A 17,072-nucleotide genomic window follows, 5' to 3' on the forward strand; every position below is an offset into this window, starting at 1 on the left:
TCGGCCTAGTTAGGCTTTTTGCGCCACACTGAAAGTTCTGGCTGGGTTACTGAGAATTTTCTATCAGCAAATTTCAGTACACGGGTCAATTGACTGGTTTCGACTAAATCAAAGTGTTCACTCAATTGCTGGCGAACGCCCTCAAAGCCCGTGACATTTTCCCCATTAACTTTAATACCGCCAAGTCGCTTATCAGCGTCAATAGCACTAAAATCGTAATTTGATATCACTATTAATAAGCCTTGTTGGTTGAGGCGCTCATGTACCGACTGCAAGAAACGCTTGCCGTGATAACTCTGCTCCAGTACTTGCTGCGCAACGACAACATCATAACCAGCGAAGATTTGCTTTAAGTTGCTAGTATCACCTTGGCTAAACAAGATGTTCTTACCCTCAGGTAGCTTCAGCTCAGCCAGGCTGACTTCTTTAAAGTCGACAATTTCACCTTCATTTTCAATTGCGTAGCGCACAATACCCGCTTGTTGCAACTGCACTGGGTGTTGAATAATACCGGCAGAAAAATCAACGCCGTCAACATGGTCAAAATACGGTGACAACTCAAAACTGCTGCGGCCGGTGCCACAACCTAAATCGAGCAGTTTGCTGGTGCCAATGCCAAGTTGCTTGGTAATACTCAATACTTTCTCAGAGACTTGCACGGCAAAGTTATCAACCCCCAAATAATTGTCACCGTAGTGGCTTTCTAGCAACGCGGCTATCTCAGGGTTAGTTTCAAATTGATTGACAGGTGTTACTGGCACATCGGCATTTTGCGAGGCGATATATCTAAAACCAGCATGTTGGAAAAAGTGACGGCGAAACGCGTAGCGCGAATGTTTTATCGCTTCATTGCCGGTAGAGATCCAAGAGCCACCTTTGATTAGGTTGTGTTTACCGTCAAAGGTTGGCGTTGAAAAGTCATCATATAAGGGGTGAACTTTGAAACCGTCGAAACCGTCGATGGCAGATTCTGTCCACTGCCAAACGTTACCGATAACATCAAAGACATCTCCTTGCTCAGTTTTCGTTGCAAAGCGGTCGACAGGACATGACGATGCGAAGAACTCTAAGTTGATGTTACCAGGCGCTTCTTGCCAATCAGTAAAATCTGCCGGCTGTTGCTCTCGTAAGCAGTACCATTCGGCTTCAGTCGGCAGTCGAATAAACTGGCCGGTTTGAGCGCTTTTCCAGTTACAGAACGCTTTCGCCTCAAGGTAGTTGACCTCCGCAGGCCAATTCAGAGGTAGTGGAATTTCTGCCAACAAATTTCGTTGAAAGTATTGATCAGCTCGTTTTGACCAAAAGCGCGGTAACGGCTCTTGCTGCTCATCACCGCGACACTTACCTTGCTTGAACGCCAACCAATGCTGGCCTTCTTCGGTCCACCATTTTGCTTCTTGATAACCACCGTCTTCAACAAAGGCGAGAAACTCTTGGTTTGATACTAAATACTTAGCTGCTTGAAAATCATCAACTTGCACTGTTAACTGACCGTACTCGTTGTCCCAACCATAAGTTTGTGCGCTTGCTGGCTTACCCAATGCCATAGTTTGACCACTAATCGCGACTAAATCATTGATGGGGGCTTCACCAACAAACGGACAGCTTTGCCAATTTGACTCTTGCTGCTCAGACGGTTGATCGAGGTACTTGAGCGGTAGCATTCGCATAATCACCGACGAGGTTTCAAGGTGAATACGCTCGTGTTCGCTGCCCATTAAAATCACCCAAGCCAATGAATCTTGCGTGATTGGTAAGCTCAGCTCCATGGTGTCGATCAAGTTATCAACCAAAACAGCGACTTGCTTGCGATATTCGCGCACTTCATCAACTGTTGGCCAATCGTAATGCTCGCTGTTTAGGTCGTCCCAGCTCATTTCATCAACACCCACCGCGCAAATAGCTTCAAGCTTGTCATTAACGCGACTTGAAATATATTTGCCCAGCATTAGCTTATTGATATAAAACGTCGCCGTGTGACCATAATAAAAAATCAGTGGATGGCGCAAAGGTTCTGGTCGCAGATAAAACGCACTGTCGTCGTTAATAAGGGCAAACAGTGCTTCGTAAGTTTGCCAACTGTTATGAAAATACTGTTTTAGCTCTGCCCGCTTTTGGGCTACTGAATCACCGGTGAGTAACGGCGTTTTCGCCTGTTTTTTCGTGATATCGTTCATAAGAATAGTCAGTCTATTTGTTTGTCATTATTTTTGTCATTCGCGCTATCATGCAACAATAATTGAAGCCTGATACTGCGCCAACAAGGTTCGTTTTATTTGTTTCCCATAGCTACTACCGGCAACCTGACTAGGTGTATCAAGCTTCACTATGGCATCAATACTGTCGCTAAACCAATCGCTTTGCTCGAACAAGGATATCGCTCCTAGTTCGGTGACTCCCGATATAGTGACGTCGTACAAGGAGTTAGGTAAAAGCTGTTGATTTAAATTCTTTGTGTTATCTATTTCAGGGTCTTGTCGACCTTCGTTTTGTCTGTATACGTGCAGGGCATCAATTAAGTTTAATAGCGCGTAGATGACATTGAGGTACGGGTTATAGGCCTCACTTGCGGCACCTAGTCTGTGCTCCACTCGCGCCGTTTTTTGCCAGTGATGTTCAGCTACTAAAACATTTTGCTGATGATCGTACAGCAAGGCCTGTTCACCCATTTTTTGGTTGTGCTTGCCCAACTCGCGATACAAGGCGACACTGCCTTGGTGACCGCCAGAAATATCATTTGGAGAACAAAGCTCATCGGCTAAACCGTATCGGGTTTTCAATGCGAACCGCTCAAACGCTTCCTGCTCTGGTAAATACAAAAGGCAGTTTGCCAAACTGGTGTCGATAAAACACTGTTGTAAGCACTCACCAAAGTTGGCATCGGCAACGAGGTTATTACCCGCTTGATCAAGCACGCTAACATTTAGCTGAATGGCGTTGGGAATGTGAACATCACGGGTGTCGCTGGTAAATATATTTTTACTACCAGAAGCTAACTTACCTTTATCGCCAGCCCACACTACAGGCTTAATCAAGGTTTTATCTACTCCTTGCTGAGCCAGTAACTCTGGAAGATAACGAATGGCACAGTCGAGGTTTTGTGCCTCTTTCAAAGGTGTTTGACCAGCAAAAATAGAGACGTATTCCCACTGCTGCTGCCAATACTCACTCACCAGTTCACCATCAATATTCAGTGCTTTGAGTTGACGATTGATTTTCGAATAATCGAGTTTAAGGTCAGCTGATTTGGTTTGATAACACCCTTCGAGTTCAAAATGCACTAACGGTGTATAGCCTAGGTTGCCAATGTAACGTTGAAGCTGAGAAATAGTATTAGACCAGAGTTCAAGCATAGAGAGTGTTATTTAAGCGCTGATGAATATTTATAATGTGAGGTTTAAAAGTGGAGATTGTATCGAGTATCAGCTTGCATGGTAACTTACCACTTGTGCTTTGCCTGCCCTTTTAGCTTGATAAAGCGCCTTGTCTGCACAGCTATATAACGTTTGGCTATCGGCAAGAGTGCTAGAATAATTGGCAACACCAATGCTCACTGTAACTTCAACACGGTCTGAACTTACCGGCTCCAACTTAGCTCCGGTAGTTAATGGTACACCGTGCTGACTAATCGCTGTTAACAAGCGCTCGGCTATATCATGGGCTTGCTCAGCTGCTATTCTCGGCAAGATTGCCATAAATTCCTCACCGCCAATTCGACCAAAAACGTCTTGTTGTCGCAACGTTTTCTTCGCTTGTTTGGCAACTTGCTTAATCACTTGATCACCAATGGGATGACCAAAGTTATCATTAATTTTTTTAAAATCATCAATATCAAAAACCATTAAAGCAAACGACAATTTATCTTCTTTCCCATCAACTAGGCTATTGAGATATTCAAACATATAGCGACGATTATAAACTTGCGATAAGGGGTCAATAATCGTCAATTGTTTCATTTTCGCATTATTGCGCCGTTGTGTTACCAATAAAGTGGCGATGTAGATCACAATTAATAAAATAAAGACAATTAAATAACGCTGTTGTTGATTTTGTTGCTGTTTGCGTACAACTTCCAAACTTTGCACTCTAGCTTGTTGCTTCAACAGCGATATCTCGGTTTTTTGGCGTTCGTATTCCAGCGACGCTCTAACACTGATTAATCGTTCACTGGCATTTTTTTTGTAAAGTGCCTCGTTCTTCTCTTGATAACTGTGCAGCAAATCATAAGCTTGTTCTAAATTGCCATTAGCCTTTGCAAGTTCCGCTTCTATTTTAACGATATCAAGCTGCCAAGAGGTACCGTTTAATTCCTCTATCCCAAATAATATATCTCTGGCTTGAGCAAGAGCTTTTTCAGCCTCTTTGAGTTGGTTTAATGCAATAAAACAAGTAGCTCGTCGTTTGTATAGCTCGGCGTCGTAATCTTTTGGGCCGTTTAATGTAAAAGCTTGACTAATAACAGGTAGTGCCGCTTGACACTGTTTATCTTCAGCGAGTGTCATCCCCAAACCATAGGCTGCAAAATAACTCACTTCGACATTGGGTGTATAAGACAAGATTTGTTGATAGTTGCGAAACTCTTCAATCGCTTTTTGGTATTTTCCCCAATAGCGATAGGTGGACGCTAAGCCATAGGTTGCCTCAGCGATATAAGCAGGATAATTCAGCGCTCGATAGGTTTCTAATGCTTTGTGATAATAGTCTATCGACTTTTCATACTCTGCCATATAACCATAAATCGCACCATAAGTCTCATTGATTACAGCAACCAGTAATTTGTCATCTAGTGCAAAAGCATCGACATAGGCTTGTTGAATCTCGTTAAGAGACGTTTCATATAGCTGAGTCAAACTTAAAACATAAGCAATATTCTGTTTAGCGTGCAAATAAATCCGATGCAAGCTGTGTTTTTGTGATTCAGCTAGTGCTTTTCGATAAAACTCTAAGGCTTTGGCATATTCAGCGTCTCGCACAGCGGCAATACCGGCAAATAACATGAAGCTCGCAACTATTTCGGCTTCAGTATTAACATCAATCAGCTGATACGCTCGACGAACAGTGGTGTCGAATTCTTGATAAAAGTACAGTGAATTTTCGGCATAAGCTTTTTCTTTTAACCAGCGTAGTTCAGTTTCAGGGCCAGAGTCGACGGCCTCTGACTCTAACGATAACAAGGTTTGATAACTGGAATATGGCGCAGTATTAGTTTGCTGCTCAGCGTGTTTGAGAAAATCGAGTTGGTCTGCTTGCGCGACGAACGAAAACACCAACATAAATGCCGGAATCCCTCCTTTCTTTAACCCAAATAAGTAAAGTAACCGCATACAAACTAGTACTTTTTGAAAACTACGTTATTCACCATAACAAAATTAACTGCATTGGCAACAGAATATATGCCACCTCTGATAACCATAGCTATATTCTGCTGTTATTGCTATGCTAAACCAGCACGCAGTGACTGAATACACAACATTAGCACTGCATTATTTTCGCCGAGCTATTCATGCTAAGTCGTCAGTGAAGTATTCACGCGATATGCCGGTCTAGCCGTGGTAGTGATTTTGAATACAGGCTCTTATCCGCGTTCAAAATTGCTATCGCCAGGGTTAATGAGGAAACGAGTTAGCCTCCCGACATTTGGAAAGGTGATATGTTAACAGACACTTTTGGCCGCAGGTTTTACTACCTGAGGCTTTCTATTACTGACGTTTGCAATTTTCGCTGCAACTACTGCTTACCTGATGGCTATCAGTGTCAGCACAATCGAGACTTTCTCTCAACCGATGAGATATCTCGATTGATGAGAGCATTTGCGCAGCTGGGTACGGAAAAAATTCGCATTACTGGTGGTGAACCTTCACTGCGTAAAGACCTGCCCGACATTATCGCAGCCGCAAAACAAACACCTGGTATCAAAAAAGTCGCAATCACGACTAATGGCTATAAATTGCCTGAGCACTTGCCGAGTTGGCTAGATGCTGGCATCGATGCCATCAATATTAGCATCGACAGCCTTGATCCTAGACAATTTCAATCGATTACGGGGCACAACAAACTCGACACGATCATGCGCGGTATCGACCAGGCGCTGGAAACCTCTGACGTTACCATTAAGGTCAACTCAGTATTAATGCGCCAACACAATGCGGGAGAGCTCAACCAATTTTTAACTTGGTTAAAGAACAAGCCAGTAACCTTGCGCTTTATTGAACTGATGGAAACGGGTGACAACAAAGCGTTTTTTAACGCCCAGCACGTTTCAGCAAGTAACTATAAAACAGAGCTGATGCTAGGCGGCTGGCGCCCGATGATAAGAGAAAAGTCAGCCGGCCCGGCGCAGGAGTTTTACCATCCAGACTATCTTGGTAAAGTTGGTTTGATCATGCCATACAGCAAAGACTTTTGTAGTAGCTGTAATCGTTTGAGAATTAGTAGCCTAGGAAAGTTGCACTTATGCTTATTTGCTGAACAAGGGCTAGACATTAGAGCGTTTTTGCAATCGGACGATGTCGAACCACTAAAACAACAATTGGTCGCACTGTTAGGGCAAAAAGCTGAAAGCCATTATCTGCACGAAAATTTAACCGGCGCCACGACCCAATTGGCAATGCTCGGAGGCTAACTATGTTGCAAAAAATGTGGCTAAAATTGGTGATTAAGCCATGATGTTCACAGTGCCCAAACAAAAGCCATCACAAAAAACAGCAATGCCAGATGCGAATGAGGTCAATAGCGATTGCATTGGTATTGTTCTCGCTGGTGGCCAATCGAGTAGAATGGGACAAGACAAAGCCAAGCTCGTGCACGCAAGTCAGCAAACCATGCTTGAGTTTAGCAAAAAAATGCTCAATCAAGTGGGTATCAAAAATATCGTCATCAGTGGTGACAACTACGATGTTGCCGACCAAGCCCCAGCCTTAGGGCCACTGGAAGGGATTAAGTCGGTCTATCATCGCTACCCTACGGCACAAGCATTTTTAATTATGCCGGTTGATTTGCCGTTAATTGGTCAAAGTACCTTAGCCAAGCTGAAACACGTAGGACAAATGAGCCAACAGGCGTGCTTTTTTAGCGATCATTTTTTGCCGCTATACTTGCCAAATAACCACTATTGTCAGCATTTTTTTTTACAGCAATATCCGAGTTTACTCCGTGCCAAAAACAATAAAAATGACTGCGTCCAAAGTAAGCAAAGCACAAATAAATCGGGTCTATCAATTAAACAGTTATTAAGCCATGTTCCACACCAAGCCGTCGAGTTAAAAGATCCTCAGCAGCTGCTGAATACCAATTCACCGGCGCAATGGCAGCAAAGCCAAATAATCGCCAGACGCCTTGCTGGCGGCGCGAGTAAATAGCACCTTTTTCAACAAGAATTTTTTAATAGGTTACACAATTATGTCTAGTATTGCCGAACACCTTATGCCACTCAACATCGCAGTATTAACCGTTTCAGACACCCGTAACGAAGAAACCGACAGTTCGGGCAAAACCTTGGTTGAACGCCTTAGCCAAGCAGGCCACAAGCTCGCTGAAAAAGCGATTGTTAAGGACGACGTGTATCAGCTGCGAGCGATTGTTTCAAAATGGATTGCCAGCGATGATGTCCAAGTGGTATTAGCCACTGGTGGCACTGGTTTTACCGCCAGAGACAATACCCCTGAAGCACTGGCGCCATTGTTTGATAAGTCAGTGGAAGGCTTTGGCGAAGTATTTCGTCAAGTATCGTTAGATGAAATTGGCACCTCAACCATTCAATCGCGCGCCCTCGCTGGTATGGCTAATGGCACAGTTATCTTTTGTATGCCGGGTTCAACCAATGCCTGTAAAACTGCTTGGGACAAAGTCATTGCACAGCAACTCGACGCCAGTCATCGACCATGTAATTTTGTTCAGCACCTCAAAGGCGGCAAAGATCTGATTTGCCAAAGCAGAGAGCCCAAATAAGCAGAGAGCAAAAAAAGAGAGAAAAAATTAAGCCATGTCAAAACTAGTAGATCAAAACGAATCTAATACGCCCAGTTTGAGCCATGTCAATCAACATGGCGAAGCTAATATGGTCGACGTTAGCAATAAAGCTGTTACCACGCGGGTTGCAAGCGCAGAAGGCTTTGTCAAAATGACGGCAGAAACCTTGAGCCTGATCAGTCAAGGTAAACACAAAAAAGGCGATGTTTTTGCCACCGCGAGAATTGCCGGCATTCAAGGGGCGAAAAAGTGTAGTGACTTAATTCCACTTTGCCATCCCTTAATGCTTACCAAGGTTAGTGTTGAGTTTGAACTGTTACCAGAGCTAAGCTCAGTAAAAGTGCTTGCATTAGCCAAACTCAGTGGCCAAACGGGTGTTGAAATGGAAGCCCTAACAGCGGTATCTGTTGCCTGTTTAACCCTGTTTGACATGTGTAAAGCGGTAGATCCAGAAATGGAAATTTACGGTATAAAAGTGCTAACCAAAACCGGTGGTAAAACGGGCGACTGGCAGAGAAGTTAACCAAATAACTCAGTCGTAATGAAAAGAGCCTAATAAAAAAGCGTAATGAAAAGAACGTAAAAACGATGAAAGTAATTTTTTTTGCTGCCCTAAAAGAGCAATTAGCGACTGCTGAACTTGAGTTGACAACAGAACAAGCCAGCAGCATAGATAGTGTAGCCCAGCTTAAACACTATTTAATCGGCCAAAACCCTGCTTGGCAGCCGCATTTAGACAAACCAAATATCTTGTGCGCAGTCAACCAGACGATAGTTAATAACCCAGAACACTCATTAAAATACGGCGATGAAGTCGCCTTTTTCCCGCCGGTGACTGGGGGTTAATCATGATTAGCATTCAACAGCAAGATTTTTCAGTAAGTGATGAATTGGCAAAATTAGAAGCCAATAACGTCAGTGATGGCGCTGTCGTCACCTTTACGGGGCGCGTGCGCAACCACAACTTGGGGCAAGAGGTGACTGGATTATACTTAGAGCACTACCCTGGCATGACTGAAAAACTGCTTGAACAAATTATTGAGCAAGCCAAAACCCGATGGCAGTTCTCACAAGCTCGAGTCATTCATCGCATTGGCGAATTAGCTATTGGCGAGCAAATTGTTTTTGTCGCCGTCACTAGTAGTCATAGGCAAGACGCTTTTGCCGCCGCAGAGTTCATTATGGACTTTTTGAAAGTAAAAGCCCCATTTTGGAAAAAAGAATTAACCACTAATGGCGCTGTTTGGCTTGATGCTAAAACCTCAGACCAAAATAAAGCAAAAAGCTGGCTCGATTGAGCCCCTCAAATCATTGAACTAACTGAGATCTATCAAGATTATGCTCACTACTGACGAAAAGTTGCGTTACAGCCGCCAAACCCTGTTGTCACAAATCGGTGAAAGCGGTCAACTCGCCCTAGCCAAAGCCAAAGTACTGATCGTTGGTGTAGGTGGTTTAGGCACACCAGCAAGCTTGTACTTAGCTAGCGCAGGGGTTGGCAAACTCTATTTGGTTGATGGTGATAATATTGAACTCAGCAATTTGCCACGACAAATTCTGTTTACCGAAAGCGATATCAATGAAAACAAGGCGGAAGCAGCAGCAGAGCAGCTCAGGCAGCACAATAGTCATATCGACATTGAGGCAATTGACGAAATGTTAGATGACGAGCTGTGCGATTATTACTTCCCAGAAGTCGATATTGTTTTAGATTGCAGTGACAATATGGCCACTCGCTACTTGGTTAACAAAATGGCCATTAAACACCAAAAAACATTGGTTATTGGCGCTGCTACTGGCTTTGACGGTCAGTGTTTAGTGGTTAACCCCGAGCAGGCAGACGCTCCTTGTTACGAGTGTTTATTTCCTCAGTACGTCGATGGAAAAGCTCAATCAGCGCCAGTCGAAAATTGCCAAACCATAGGTATTCTTGGGCCAGTATTGGCAATGATTGGTGGCATGCAAGCATTGCAGGCGATTAAATTAATCGTCGGTTTACCCGTCAATGTTCAGCAATTAAATTTGTTTGATGGCCTGTCAAACCAATGGCAACAGTTCAACTTAACCAAGCAAGCTAATTGCCCTACTTGCCAAGCCTAGGCCGATAAACAAAATATGGTAGATTCAGCATACGCTGTTTAGTGCCGCTCAAGAAAAGAAAAAGGTGTGTTACGTCCATATACGCCGCTGCTCTTTTTCGTCCATGAACCCCCAGTATTGCCAACATGGATGTCGGTACTTAGCATTTGCCGGGAGCAAAAATGTTGACCTATGTCCATATACGCAAAAGCCCTCAACGAGGGCTTTGGTCTCCAATATTAATGCTATAAATAGCGAGAACTTAGATATTTATAAGGTGATAAAATGTTTGAAAGTTAAGTTCTAATCAGACCTTGACTGCGGTCTGTTACGGCTTCTCTCCAGCCACCTAGCCACTCTGAACGAGCATCGGTGTTTTGATAAGGACAATTGTCTTTGCTTCGGCCAGCTGCGCCAGCCTGATAACCATTTGAATGCGCTCTACCTAAACGATCTCTTTTCTGTCTCTTCATTAATTAAATCTCCATAATTCATTGAAAAGTTTACAAATAAATCTTGATTTAAGCGGCCGATATTACGTTAAAAACACAACATCGACACTTCATTAAAGAACACTTTCACCAAATTTTCAATCATTTATTTTTAATAAAAATGTCATTTTTATTTAACACAACTCAGCAATTAATAGCGGTCAATGGTGTGTAAGTTTTTTTGACAACCAAAACAGGCAACTAGCTAAAATCGCTTATAACGCAAAGGTGCATAATACGGTTTGTTTAGTGTAAAAAGGTTTATAAAAGCTGTACCGATTCCTCAGCTTTTTGCGTTAAAAACATTCTTTATAGCTGGAAAACAAGTCAAAAAGCGCCAATATCCTTTGTCAATTTTTTGAGTTAAAACATGATGAACACAAAAAACATTTCAATAGATAGCTTTCAATCAAACCGACGTTTTTACGACGATAAAAACTACCCTAGAGGTATGAGTCGATCTGGCGACTACACCTTGAACGAAGTTAAGATTCTTGAACAGTACGGTGTTGCACTGCGGGCAATAGCAGACGGTACCAGAGTACCAATAAATGAAGAGGAACAGCGCTTTAAAGACGTTTGTGAGGGTAAATTAACTGCAACCAGCTCAATTGAGAAAACATGGCTTAAATACCAAAACAAGGTGTTGTCGCCCAAACAGTTTCACACCTTATTTGGCCGAACCAAAGTTGAACCAAATACTGATGATATCGATGTAAGCGATACGGTAGACGTCAACGAGTAATAAATCTCATGACTAAGCTTGCAACAACGGCTTTAGCACCTGCTCTAAGCCGTTCAATTTAACTTCATACATCAACGCCAGCTGTTGGCCCAATTTCCCTTCAGGAAAGCCTTTTTGGTGAAACCACACTAAATAGGGTTCAGGCAATTGTAATAACTTTCTACCTGCATACTTGCCAAACGGCATCTCGGTATTAATTGCTTCAAGAAGGAATGCTTGATCTGAAATCATGACTTTATTAAACAGCAAATCGATAGCACTACTTTAACACAATAGCAGCCATTTTAGTGCGCAAAAAAAGTGACTTATAGATGCAATAAATATGTCATTTCAACGACCTATACTCGAATTATTGACTGTCAAACACGATTAAAACATCACCTAAAAGGAACAAGGGAATGCTCATGTCAATCAATCGCAAACTCGACGCGACCGACACGCTTTCATTGCCTGAAAACACTCGCCAAAACCACTATTTGATCGCCGAGTTTAGCCTCTCAGCAGCGTTAATAAACAGATATCAAGAGCATTTAACACTGGATGTTGAGCAACCTTACCACGAGTGCTACACCAGTCTAGCTGAGCAGTTTTTTAACTGCTGTAAAAAGTTTGAACTAGCCAACAGTCAATTTATTGCAAATGATAAGCTCGCTCGAGTTCGCTACAACCAAGAAATGCATCAATGGCAAACTTGCCAACAAATTCTTTTTTACTACAACCCCAGCTATCACGAATTACAAAAAAGTTTTTTTGATGGTAGTTATAAAGCCAAAAAAATCACTCTGTTGTTTTTGGCTAGTGGCCAAGCGCTTCGCACCAATTCCGCAAGCTTTCATCAGCAAGTAAAACAAGTACTAGACGAGTTCGCTGATTGTGTCGATATTGATCCGTCGACAATTAGGTTGAGGGATCATCAGCGTCTCACCTACGATCTATTTGCAAGAAACAAAGGAACACAATACCGGCAGCTAGAGTCATTACAAAGTATTATGGCAAATTACCGAAGCTCAGGGTTAGAGTTGCCGAGTCAACTGTCTGAAATGACTTATGTGGTTGCTACAGTCCCCATCACAAATCATCTTCTCAATATCGTAGAAGTAGACGAAATGAGCGAAACACCTTATAACCGGCTTTATAGTTTTATCGCCAATGCCTTCGCGATGGCAGTTAAGCACCACAGTATTAACAACGGTGCCATGGTAGCTAATGGCTTAGTACCACTAGTCAGGTATTGCGAACGAGAGACTGTATATGAACACGGTGAACTACAAATACTCGGCTATAACCCATACTCAAATAATGGCGGGCTAACGTGTCGATGGGAGCCAACAACGTTAGTGGATGATATCCAAATAATCTTACCTCTGACCAATGTTCAACAACAAAATCAAAATTACTACCCGTTCATAAAGCAAGTAGAAGGTGCATTAAAACTATTGGCAACCGAACTTGAAATCAACCCAAAAGGCGAGAGTATTATCGTTCGCTTTCACCAGCACATTGCCTACAGTTTATCAGATTAACCAACACAACAAGAAACAAATAGACATCTAAACGTCTATTTGCTATCTTTGCTTAATAGTGTTTTAGTGTTTGGAGTAAATAATGGCACAAATAGAAACGACAACATTGGCTGGTGGCTGTTTTTGGTGTATTGAAGCGGCTTTTAATAGTGTTCAAGGTATTGAAAAAGCCATTTCAGGTTACATGGGCGGAACCACTGAAAATCCGAGTTATAAAGAAGTTTGTAACGGTGGTACAGGTCACGCTGAAGTTGTTCAACTAAGTTTCGACACTGAACAAATCAGCTATCGCGAAGTATTAGAAATCTTTTTTTCACTGCACAACCCGACACAATTAAACCGCCAGGGTAACGATATTGGTAGTCAGTACCGTTCAGCCATTTTTTATCACAATGAGCAACAACAACAGCAAGCTGAAAATATTATTGCCGAAATTGAACAAGATAAAATCTGGCCAGATCCAGTAGTCACTGAAGTGAACCCACAAAGTACCTTTTATAGCGGTGAAGACTATCACCAAGAGTACTTTAACAACAACCCAGAGAACCAATACTGTCAGATGGTGGTTTCACCAAAACTAGCAAAGTTTAAAAAGACCTTTGCCGATAAACTAAAAGTCTAGTTATTTGAGTATTCAAGCGGTCAATTCTTGACCGCTTACTCATGGCACTTCCTAAACAAATTACTACTTCAAGTCTGCAACTAGCGTTTTCAACCAACGCTCTTCAGTAATAAAGTTCCACGAATGGTCTTTGTATTGTTCGCCAATCCCCATGGCTAAAATGTCTGCTTCAGATTTGCCATTTGCAAGTGCTTTACTGACTCGGTTAATGCTGTAATCGATCATGTCGGCAAAGGCTTTCAAACTAGCTTTGTCGGTCAACTTGCCGTGACCTGGAATAATAACAACGTCATCTGGCGTGTTAGCAATCATATGACGAACGTTATTTAAGTACCCTTTAACTGAACCGCCACCATTGAGATCGACGTATGGAAAACGACTTTCAAAGAACAAATCTCCGGTGTGGAGAACATTCGCTTGATTAAAATAGACAAAGGTGTCGCTATCGGTATGACCCGCAGGTAAATGAGTCAGCGTAATTCGCTCTTTTGCCATGTGAATATTAACGCCGTCTTTGTAAGTGACTACTGGCAAAGATACGGGATCATGACCATCTTTAGCTTGCAAGCGATTGCGGACATTCTCATGAGCAAAGATAGGCGCGTGATGACCAAAATATTTATTACCACCTGTGTGATCACCGTGATAATGAGTATTAACAACATATTTTAGCGGTTGGTCAGCAATGCCTTTCATCGCAGTTTCAATTTTTTTTGCAAGCGGTGAAAACTGATCGTCAACCAACAACAAACCTTGCTCAGTTGCCAGCACACCAATATTGCCACCAGCGCCTTCCAACATATAAACTTGCCCGGCGGCGTTTTTAACCTTAATTTCAACATCGCTAAAATCACGTGCCTGAGCTGCTGTCGCCACCAATGACAAGCCAATGACTGACAACAAGTACTGCTTAATATTTTTCATTGTTATGTATCCCCGATCACTTGTGTATTGTTCCTGTTATATCATGGGTAAAGACATCTGCTGACCACAACTCTCGGCCTCAGCTTGCTGTTCTGCAAACCCTAAACTTATGCCTACCAAGCGGATAGACCGCCCATTAGCTCGCTCTATTGCACTCGCTAGTAAATCTTTGTATAACGCATGATTAACAATATTGCTACGTTGTTCCACCGTGGTCTGATTAAAGTCGGCAAACTTGAGCTTAATACCCTGCTTTACAATGCGCTTGTCGAGATGCGGAATTAAGCGCTGGTTTAACTTAGGTAATAACTGTTCAACCACCTCGCTGCAAGCCTCCATTGTATTAATATCGCGCGCCAACGTAGTTTCAACGGCTAAACTTTTGCGCCAACGCGAAGTCGTCAACGCGCGGTCGTCACGGCCAAAGCTCTTGTCATATAGACTTTGGGCAAACTTACCGACAATAGGCCCTAGTTTGTCGACTGAACTCGCTCTGACATCGGCACAATTTTCAAAGCCATGGCTCGCAAGTTTTTTGTATGTTTTAGGACCAATACCGGGAATTTTCTTAAGCGAAAGGCTCTCGACAAAATCAGCGACTCGATCGGGGCTAACGACACACAAACCATTTGGCTTATTTTCGTCGCTAGCAATTTTGGCAATAAACTTGTTTGGCGCCACACCAGCTGATGCCGTTAATCCCGTTTCTTGGAAGATTTGCCGACGAATTTCTTCAGCAATCAGTGTCGCACTGCCATGGCAAGCGTCACTCTCGGTAACATCTAAATAGGCTTCATCGAGTGACAACGGCTCGATTAAATGGGTAAAACGTTGAAATATACTTTGGATTTGTCTTGAGACTTCTTTATACGCCGCCATTCTCGGTGTGACGATCAATAACTGAGGGCATAGTTGTTTCGCTTTGATTGCTGACATCGCCGACCGAACACCATATTGGCGGGCGATATAGTTACATGTACACATAACGCTGCGCGGGCTATCACCACCAACTGCGATTGGGATATCGCGATACTCTGGATTGTCGCGCATCTCAACTGCCGCATAAAAACAATCCATATCGATATGAATAATTTTTCGCACTGTATATCACTAAAAAAACTGTATGTTTAAACAGTATAAAGATAACCCAACTAAAAGCGAGTTATATTTAATCCTCAGGCTGTATTTATCATCAAAAAAGCCAGTTAATGGTAAATTAACTGGCTTTTAAATAGTGTTGTTAGCAGTCGCGTGATTTAGGAGGCCACGCTTTAAGTTCGGCTAGATATTTTTTATTTCAATATCGCCTTTTGCCATTGCCGCTTTGCGATCGCGCTCTTGGCGTTTTTCACAAGGGTTATCGCAGTTACACGCTTTATCAATACCCAAAGTACCTAAGCCACCACAACTACCGGCAAGAGATTTCTGTTGAACTATGTAGCCAATTGCCATCGCAATAAAAACAATTAGGAATAGTGCTAAGGTAATCAAAAACATTGTCATCATTTAGATGCCCCCCAAGGCCTCTGTTTTACATTTAATTTATTTCAAATAGCCGACGAATTTTACCGTGTTTAGCTCAACAAAGCCATCGCCCTCTTTGACAATTAACATTGCTGCTAAATCGCGTTCTTGCGCGAATGCCAAACCGCGCTCCGGCCCCATCACCATAATCGCCGTCGACAAACCATCAGCGGTCATCGCCGAAGGGTGAATGACAGTTACTGACACTAACTTATGATCAATCGGCTGCTGAGTATTTGGGTCAATAATATGGGAATAGCGTTTGCCATCGACTTCAATATAATTTCGATAATCACCTGAGGTTGCTACCGCATTATCTTGTGGCACAATAATCTGATGTACCTGCCGGCTGCCATCACCAACGGGCTTTTCAACCGCAACATGCCAAAGCTCACCTGTTGATTTAAAGCCTTTCAAACGCATTTCACCACCAATTTCAACGAGATAGCGATTAATGCCATAGCTTTCCAGTAGCTCGGCAATGACATCAACGCCATAGCCTTTAGCAATCGTTGATAAATCAACATAGACCTCAGGTTCAGCTTTACTAAACTGGTTACCATTTAAGCTGACTTTATCGATGCCAATATGAGACCGTACCTTGACCAATTCTAATTCACTCGGTACCTTTTCTGGTCGAGCATCAGGGCCAAAGCCCCATAAATTCACCAATGGACCAACGGTGACATCTAATGAGCCATTGGTATATTCTCCTAACCGTATCGACTCAGCGATAACAGCAGATAAGCCCTCAGACAAAGTAATCGCCTCAGCACCATCAGCTTTATTGAGCAATGAAAGCTCTGAGTCAGGAATATAGGTCGACATTTCTTGGTTAACTTGAACCAAACGCTTGTCAATGGCTTGTTGCAATTGGAGCTGATCAACACGAGCAGGATCGGCAACAACCTTAATATTATAGGTAGTCCCCATGGTACGCCCTTGCAATAACACTTCTTGCAGCGGCGTGTTATTACTTGGAAAACAACCACTGAGCAGTGCAACAAAAACCAATATCCACAGGGTATAAAAACGAGAGTTGTTAAGCTTCATCTGTCACTTATCCTCAAAAATAAATTTAACAATAAACCGCTAAAAAATAGGCTATAACTATCTATTGTTAAATTTATCAACCAAAGAAAAAGAGCGACCTAAGCCGCTCTTTAAAAACTTTAATTATTTGAAAATTAAGCGCC

General features: G+C 42.7%; 19 protein-coding genes and 1 riboswitch. Of the genes, 10 read left to right on the top strand and 9 right to left on the bottom strand.

Features of this window, described 5'->3' with window-relative positions; translation table 11 throughout:
* Positions 1-5: 5 nt before the first annotated feature.
* The 3 genes from ovoA to J7384_RS03330 all read right to left on the bottom strand — a co-directional run bounded on the left by ovoA (position 6) and on the right by J7384_RS03330 (position 5,324).
* On the bottom strand, positions 6-2,177 hold the full coding sequence (ovoA, locus tag J7384_RS03320) for a 5-histidylcysteine sulfoxide synthase (protein ID WP_209111456.1): 2,172 nt from the start codon (positions 2,175-2,177) through the stop codon (positions 6-8).
* 48 nt (positions 2,178-2,225) lie between these two features.
* Entirely contained in the window at positions 2,226-3,353 is a 1,128-nt protein-coding gene (locus J7384_RS03325) for a hypothetical protein (RefSeq protein ID WP_209111457.1), read from the bottom strand.
* Between the two features lie 69 nt (positions 3,354-3,422).
* Positions 3,423-5,324: a diguanylate cyclase gene (locus J7384_RS03330; RefSeq protein WP_209111458.1), complete on the bottom strand. Its 1,902-nt coding sequence runs from the start codon at positions 5,322-5,324 to the stop codon at positions 3,423-3,425.
* Positions 5,325-5,478: 154 nt separating this feature from the next.
* A riboswitch (molybdenum cofactor riboswitch) is annotated at positions 5,479-5,664 on the top strand.
* Between J7384_RS03330 and moaA the strand changes: the two genes are divergently transcribed.
* The 7 genes from moaA to J7384_RS03365 all read left to right on the top strand — a co-directional run bounded on the left by moaA (position 5,651) and on the right by J7384_RS03365 (position 10,068).
* A complete protein-coding gene (moaA, locus tag J7384_RS03335) occupies positions 5,651-6,622 on the top strand; it encodes a GTP 3',8-cyclase MoaA (RefSeq protein WP_209111459.1) in 972 nt (323 codons plus the stop codon). It overlaps the preceding riboswitch by 14 nt.
* A gap of 40 nt (positions 6,623-6,662) precedes the next feature.
* Positions 6,663-7,358, top strand: a complete 696-nt coding sequence (locus tag J7384_RS03340; protein WP_209111460.1) for an NTP transferase domain-containing protein — start codon at positions 6,663-6,665, stop codon at positions 7,356-7,358.
* 40 nt (positions 7,359-7,398) lie between these two features.
* Complete coding sequence (moaB, locus tag J7384_RS03345) at positions 7,399-7,947, top strand: molybdenum cofactor biosynthesis protein B (RefSeq protein WP_209111461.1); 549 nt, start codon at positions 7,399-7,401, stop codon at positions 7,945-7,947.
* Positions 7,948-7,981: 34 nt separating this feature from the next.
* A complete protein-coding gene (gene moaC, locus J7384_RS03350) occupies positions 7,982-8,491 on the top strand; it encodes a cyclic pyranopterin monophosphate synthase MoaC (RefSeq protein ID WP_209111462.1) in 510 nt (169 codons plus the stop codon).
* 65 nt (positions 8,492-8,556) lie between these two features.
* Complete coding sequence (gene moaD, locus J7384_RS03355; RefSeq protein WP_209111463.1) at positions 8,557-8,814, top strand: molybdopterin converting factor subunit 1; 258 nt, start codon at positions 8,557-8,559, stop codon at positions 8,812-8,814.
* Between the two features lie 2 nt (positions 8,815-8,816).
* Positions 8,817-9,266, top strand: coding sequence for a molybdopterin synthase catalytic subunit MoaE (gene moaE / locus J7384_RS03360; RefSeq protein ID WP_209111464.1), 450 nt, complete (start codon positions 8,817-8,819; stop codon positions 9,264-9,266).
* 40 nt (positions 9,267-9,306) lie between these two features.
* Positions 9,307-10,068, top strand: a complete 762-nt coding sequence (locus J7384_RS03365) for a HesA/MoeB/ThiF family protein (RefSeq protein ID WP_209111465.1) — start codon at positions 9,307-9,309, stop codon at positions 10,066-10,068.
* A 275-nt stretch (positions 10,069-10,343) separates the two neighbouring features.
* Here the strand turns inward: J7384_RS03365 and rmf are convergent, their stop codons facing one another.
* Entirely contained in the window at positions 10,344-10,520 is a 177-nt protein-coding gene (rmf, locus tag J7384_RS03370) for a ribosome modulation factor (protein WP_209111466.1), read from the bottom strand.
* A 388-nt stretch (positions 10,521-10,908) separates the two neighbouring features.
* On the opposite strand from rmf, the gene J7384_RS03375 reads away from it, so the two are divergent.
* Positions 10,909-11,283 carry a DUF413 domain-containing protein gene (locus J7384_RS03375; RefSeq protein WP_209111467.1) on the top strand — a complete coding sequence of 125 codons (375 nt, stop codon included), beginning with the start codon at positions 10,909-10,911 and terminating at the stop codon, positions 11,281-11,283.
* Positions 11,284-11,295: 12 nt separating this feature from the next.
* Here the strand turns inward: J7384_RS03375 and J7384_RS03380 are convergent, their stop codons facing one another.
* Complete coding sequence (locus tag J7384_RS03380) at positions 11,296-11,514, bottom strand: DUF3820 family protein (RefSeq protein ID WP_209111468.1); 219 nt, start codon at positions 11,512-11,514, stop codon at positions 11,296-11,298.
* A gap of 167 nt (positions 11,515-11,681) precedes the next feature.
* Here J7384_RS03380 and J7384_RS03385 point away from each other — a divergent pair, with 167 nt between their 5' ends.
* Together J7384_RS03385 and msrA are read left to right on the top strand one after the other, a co-directional pair.
* Positions 11,682-12,806, top strand: a complete 1,125-nt coding sequence (locus tag J7384_RS03385) for a DUF3083 family protein (RefSeq protein ID WP_209111469.1) — start codon at positions 11,682-11,684, stop codon at positions 12,804-12,806.
* 82 nt (positions 12,807-12,888) lie between these two features.
* Entirely contained in the window at positions 12,889-13,428 is a 540-nt protein-coding gene (gene msrA / locus J7384_RS03390; RefSeq protein ID WP_247741605.1) for a peptide-methionine (S)-S-oxide reductase MsrA, read from the top strand.
* A 63-nt stretch (positions 13,429-13,491) separates the two neighbouring features.
* Here msrA and J7384_RS03395 read toward each other — a convergent pair whose 3' ends face one another.
* The 4 genes from J7384_RS03395 to J7384_RS03410 form a co-directional block, all read right to left on the bottom strand.
* Positions 13,492-14,352: an MBL fold metallo-hydrolase gene (locus J7384_RS03395; RefSeq protein ID WP_209111470.1), complete on the bottom strand. Its 861-nt coding sequence runs from the start codon at positions 14,350-14,352 to the stop codon at positions 13,492-13,494.
* Positions 14,353-14,388: 36 nt separating this feature from the next.
* A complete protein-coding gene (dinB, locus tag J7384_RS03400) occupies positions 14,389-15,453 on the bottom strand; it encodes a DNA polymerase IV (protein ID WP_348523836.1) in 1,065 nt (354 codons plus the stop codon).
* Between the two features lie 180 nt (positions 15,454-15,633).
* A complete protein-coding gene (gene nqrM, locus J7384_RS03405; RefSeq protein ID WP_209111471.1) occupies positions 15,634-15,858 on the bottom strand; it encodes a (Na+)-NQR maturation NqrM in 225 nt (74 codons plus the stop codon).
* A 36-nt stretch (positions 15,859-15,894) separates the two neighbouring features.
* Positions 15,895-16,929 carry an FAD:protein FMN transferase gene (locus J7384_RS03410; protein ID WP_209111472.1) on the bottom strand — a complete coding sequence of 345 codons (1,035 nt, stop codon included), beginning with the start codon at positions 16,927-16,929 and terminating at the stop codon, positions 15,895-15,897.
* Positions 16,930-17,072: the final 143 nt, after the last annotated feature.

The sequence above is a fragment of the Endozoicomonas sp. G2_1 genome (assembly GCF_017744155.1).
GTDB lineage: Bacteria > Pseudomonadota > Gammaproteobacteria > Enterobacterales > Alteromonadaceae > JAGHQT01.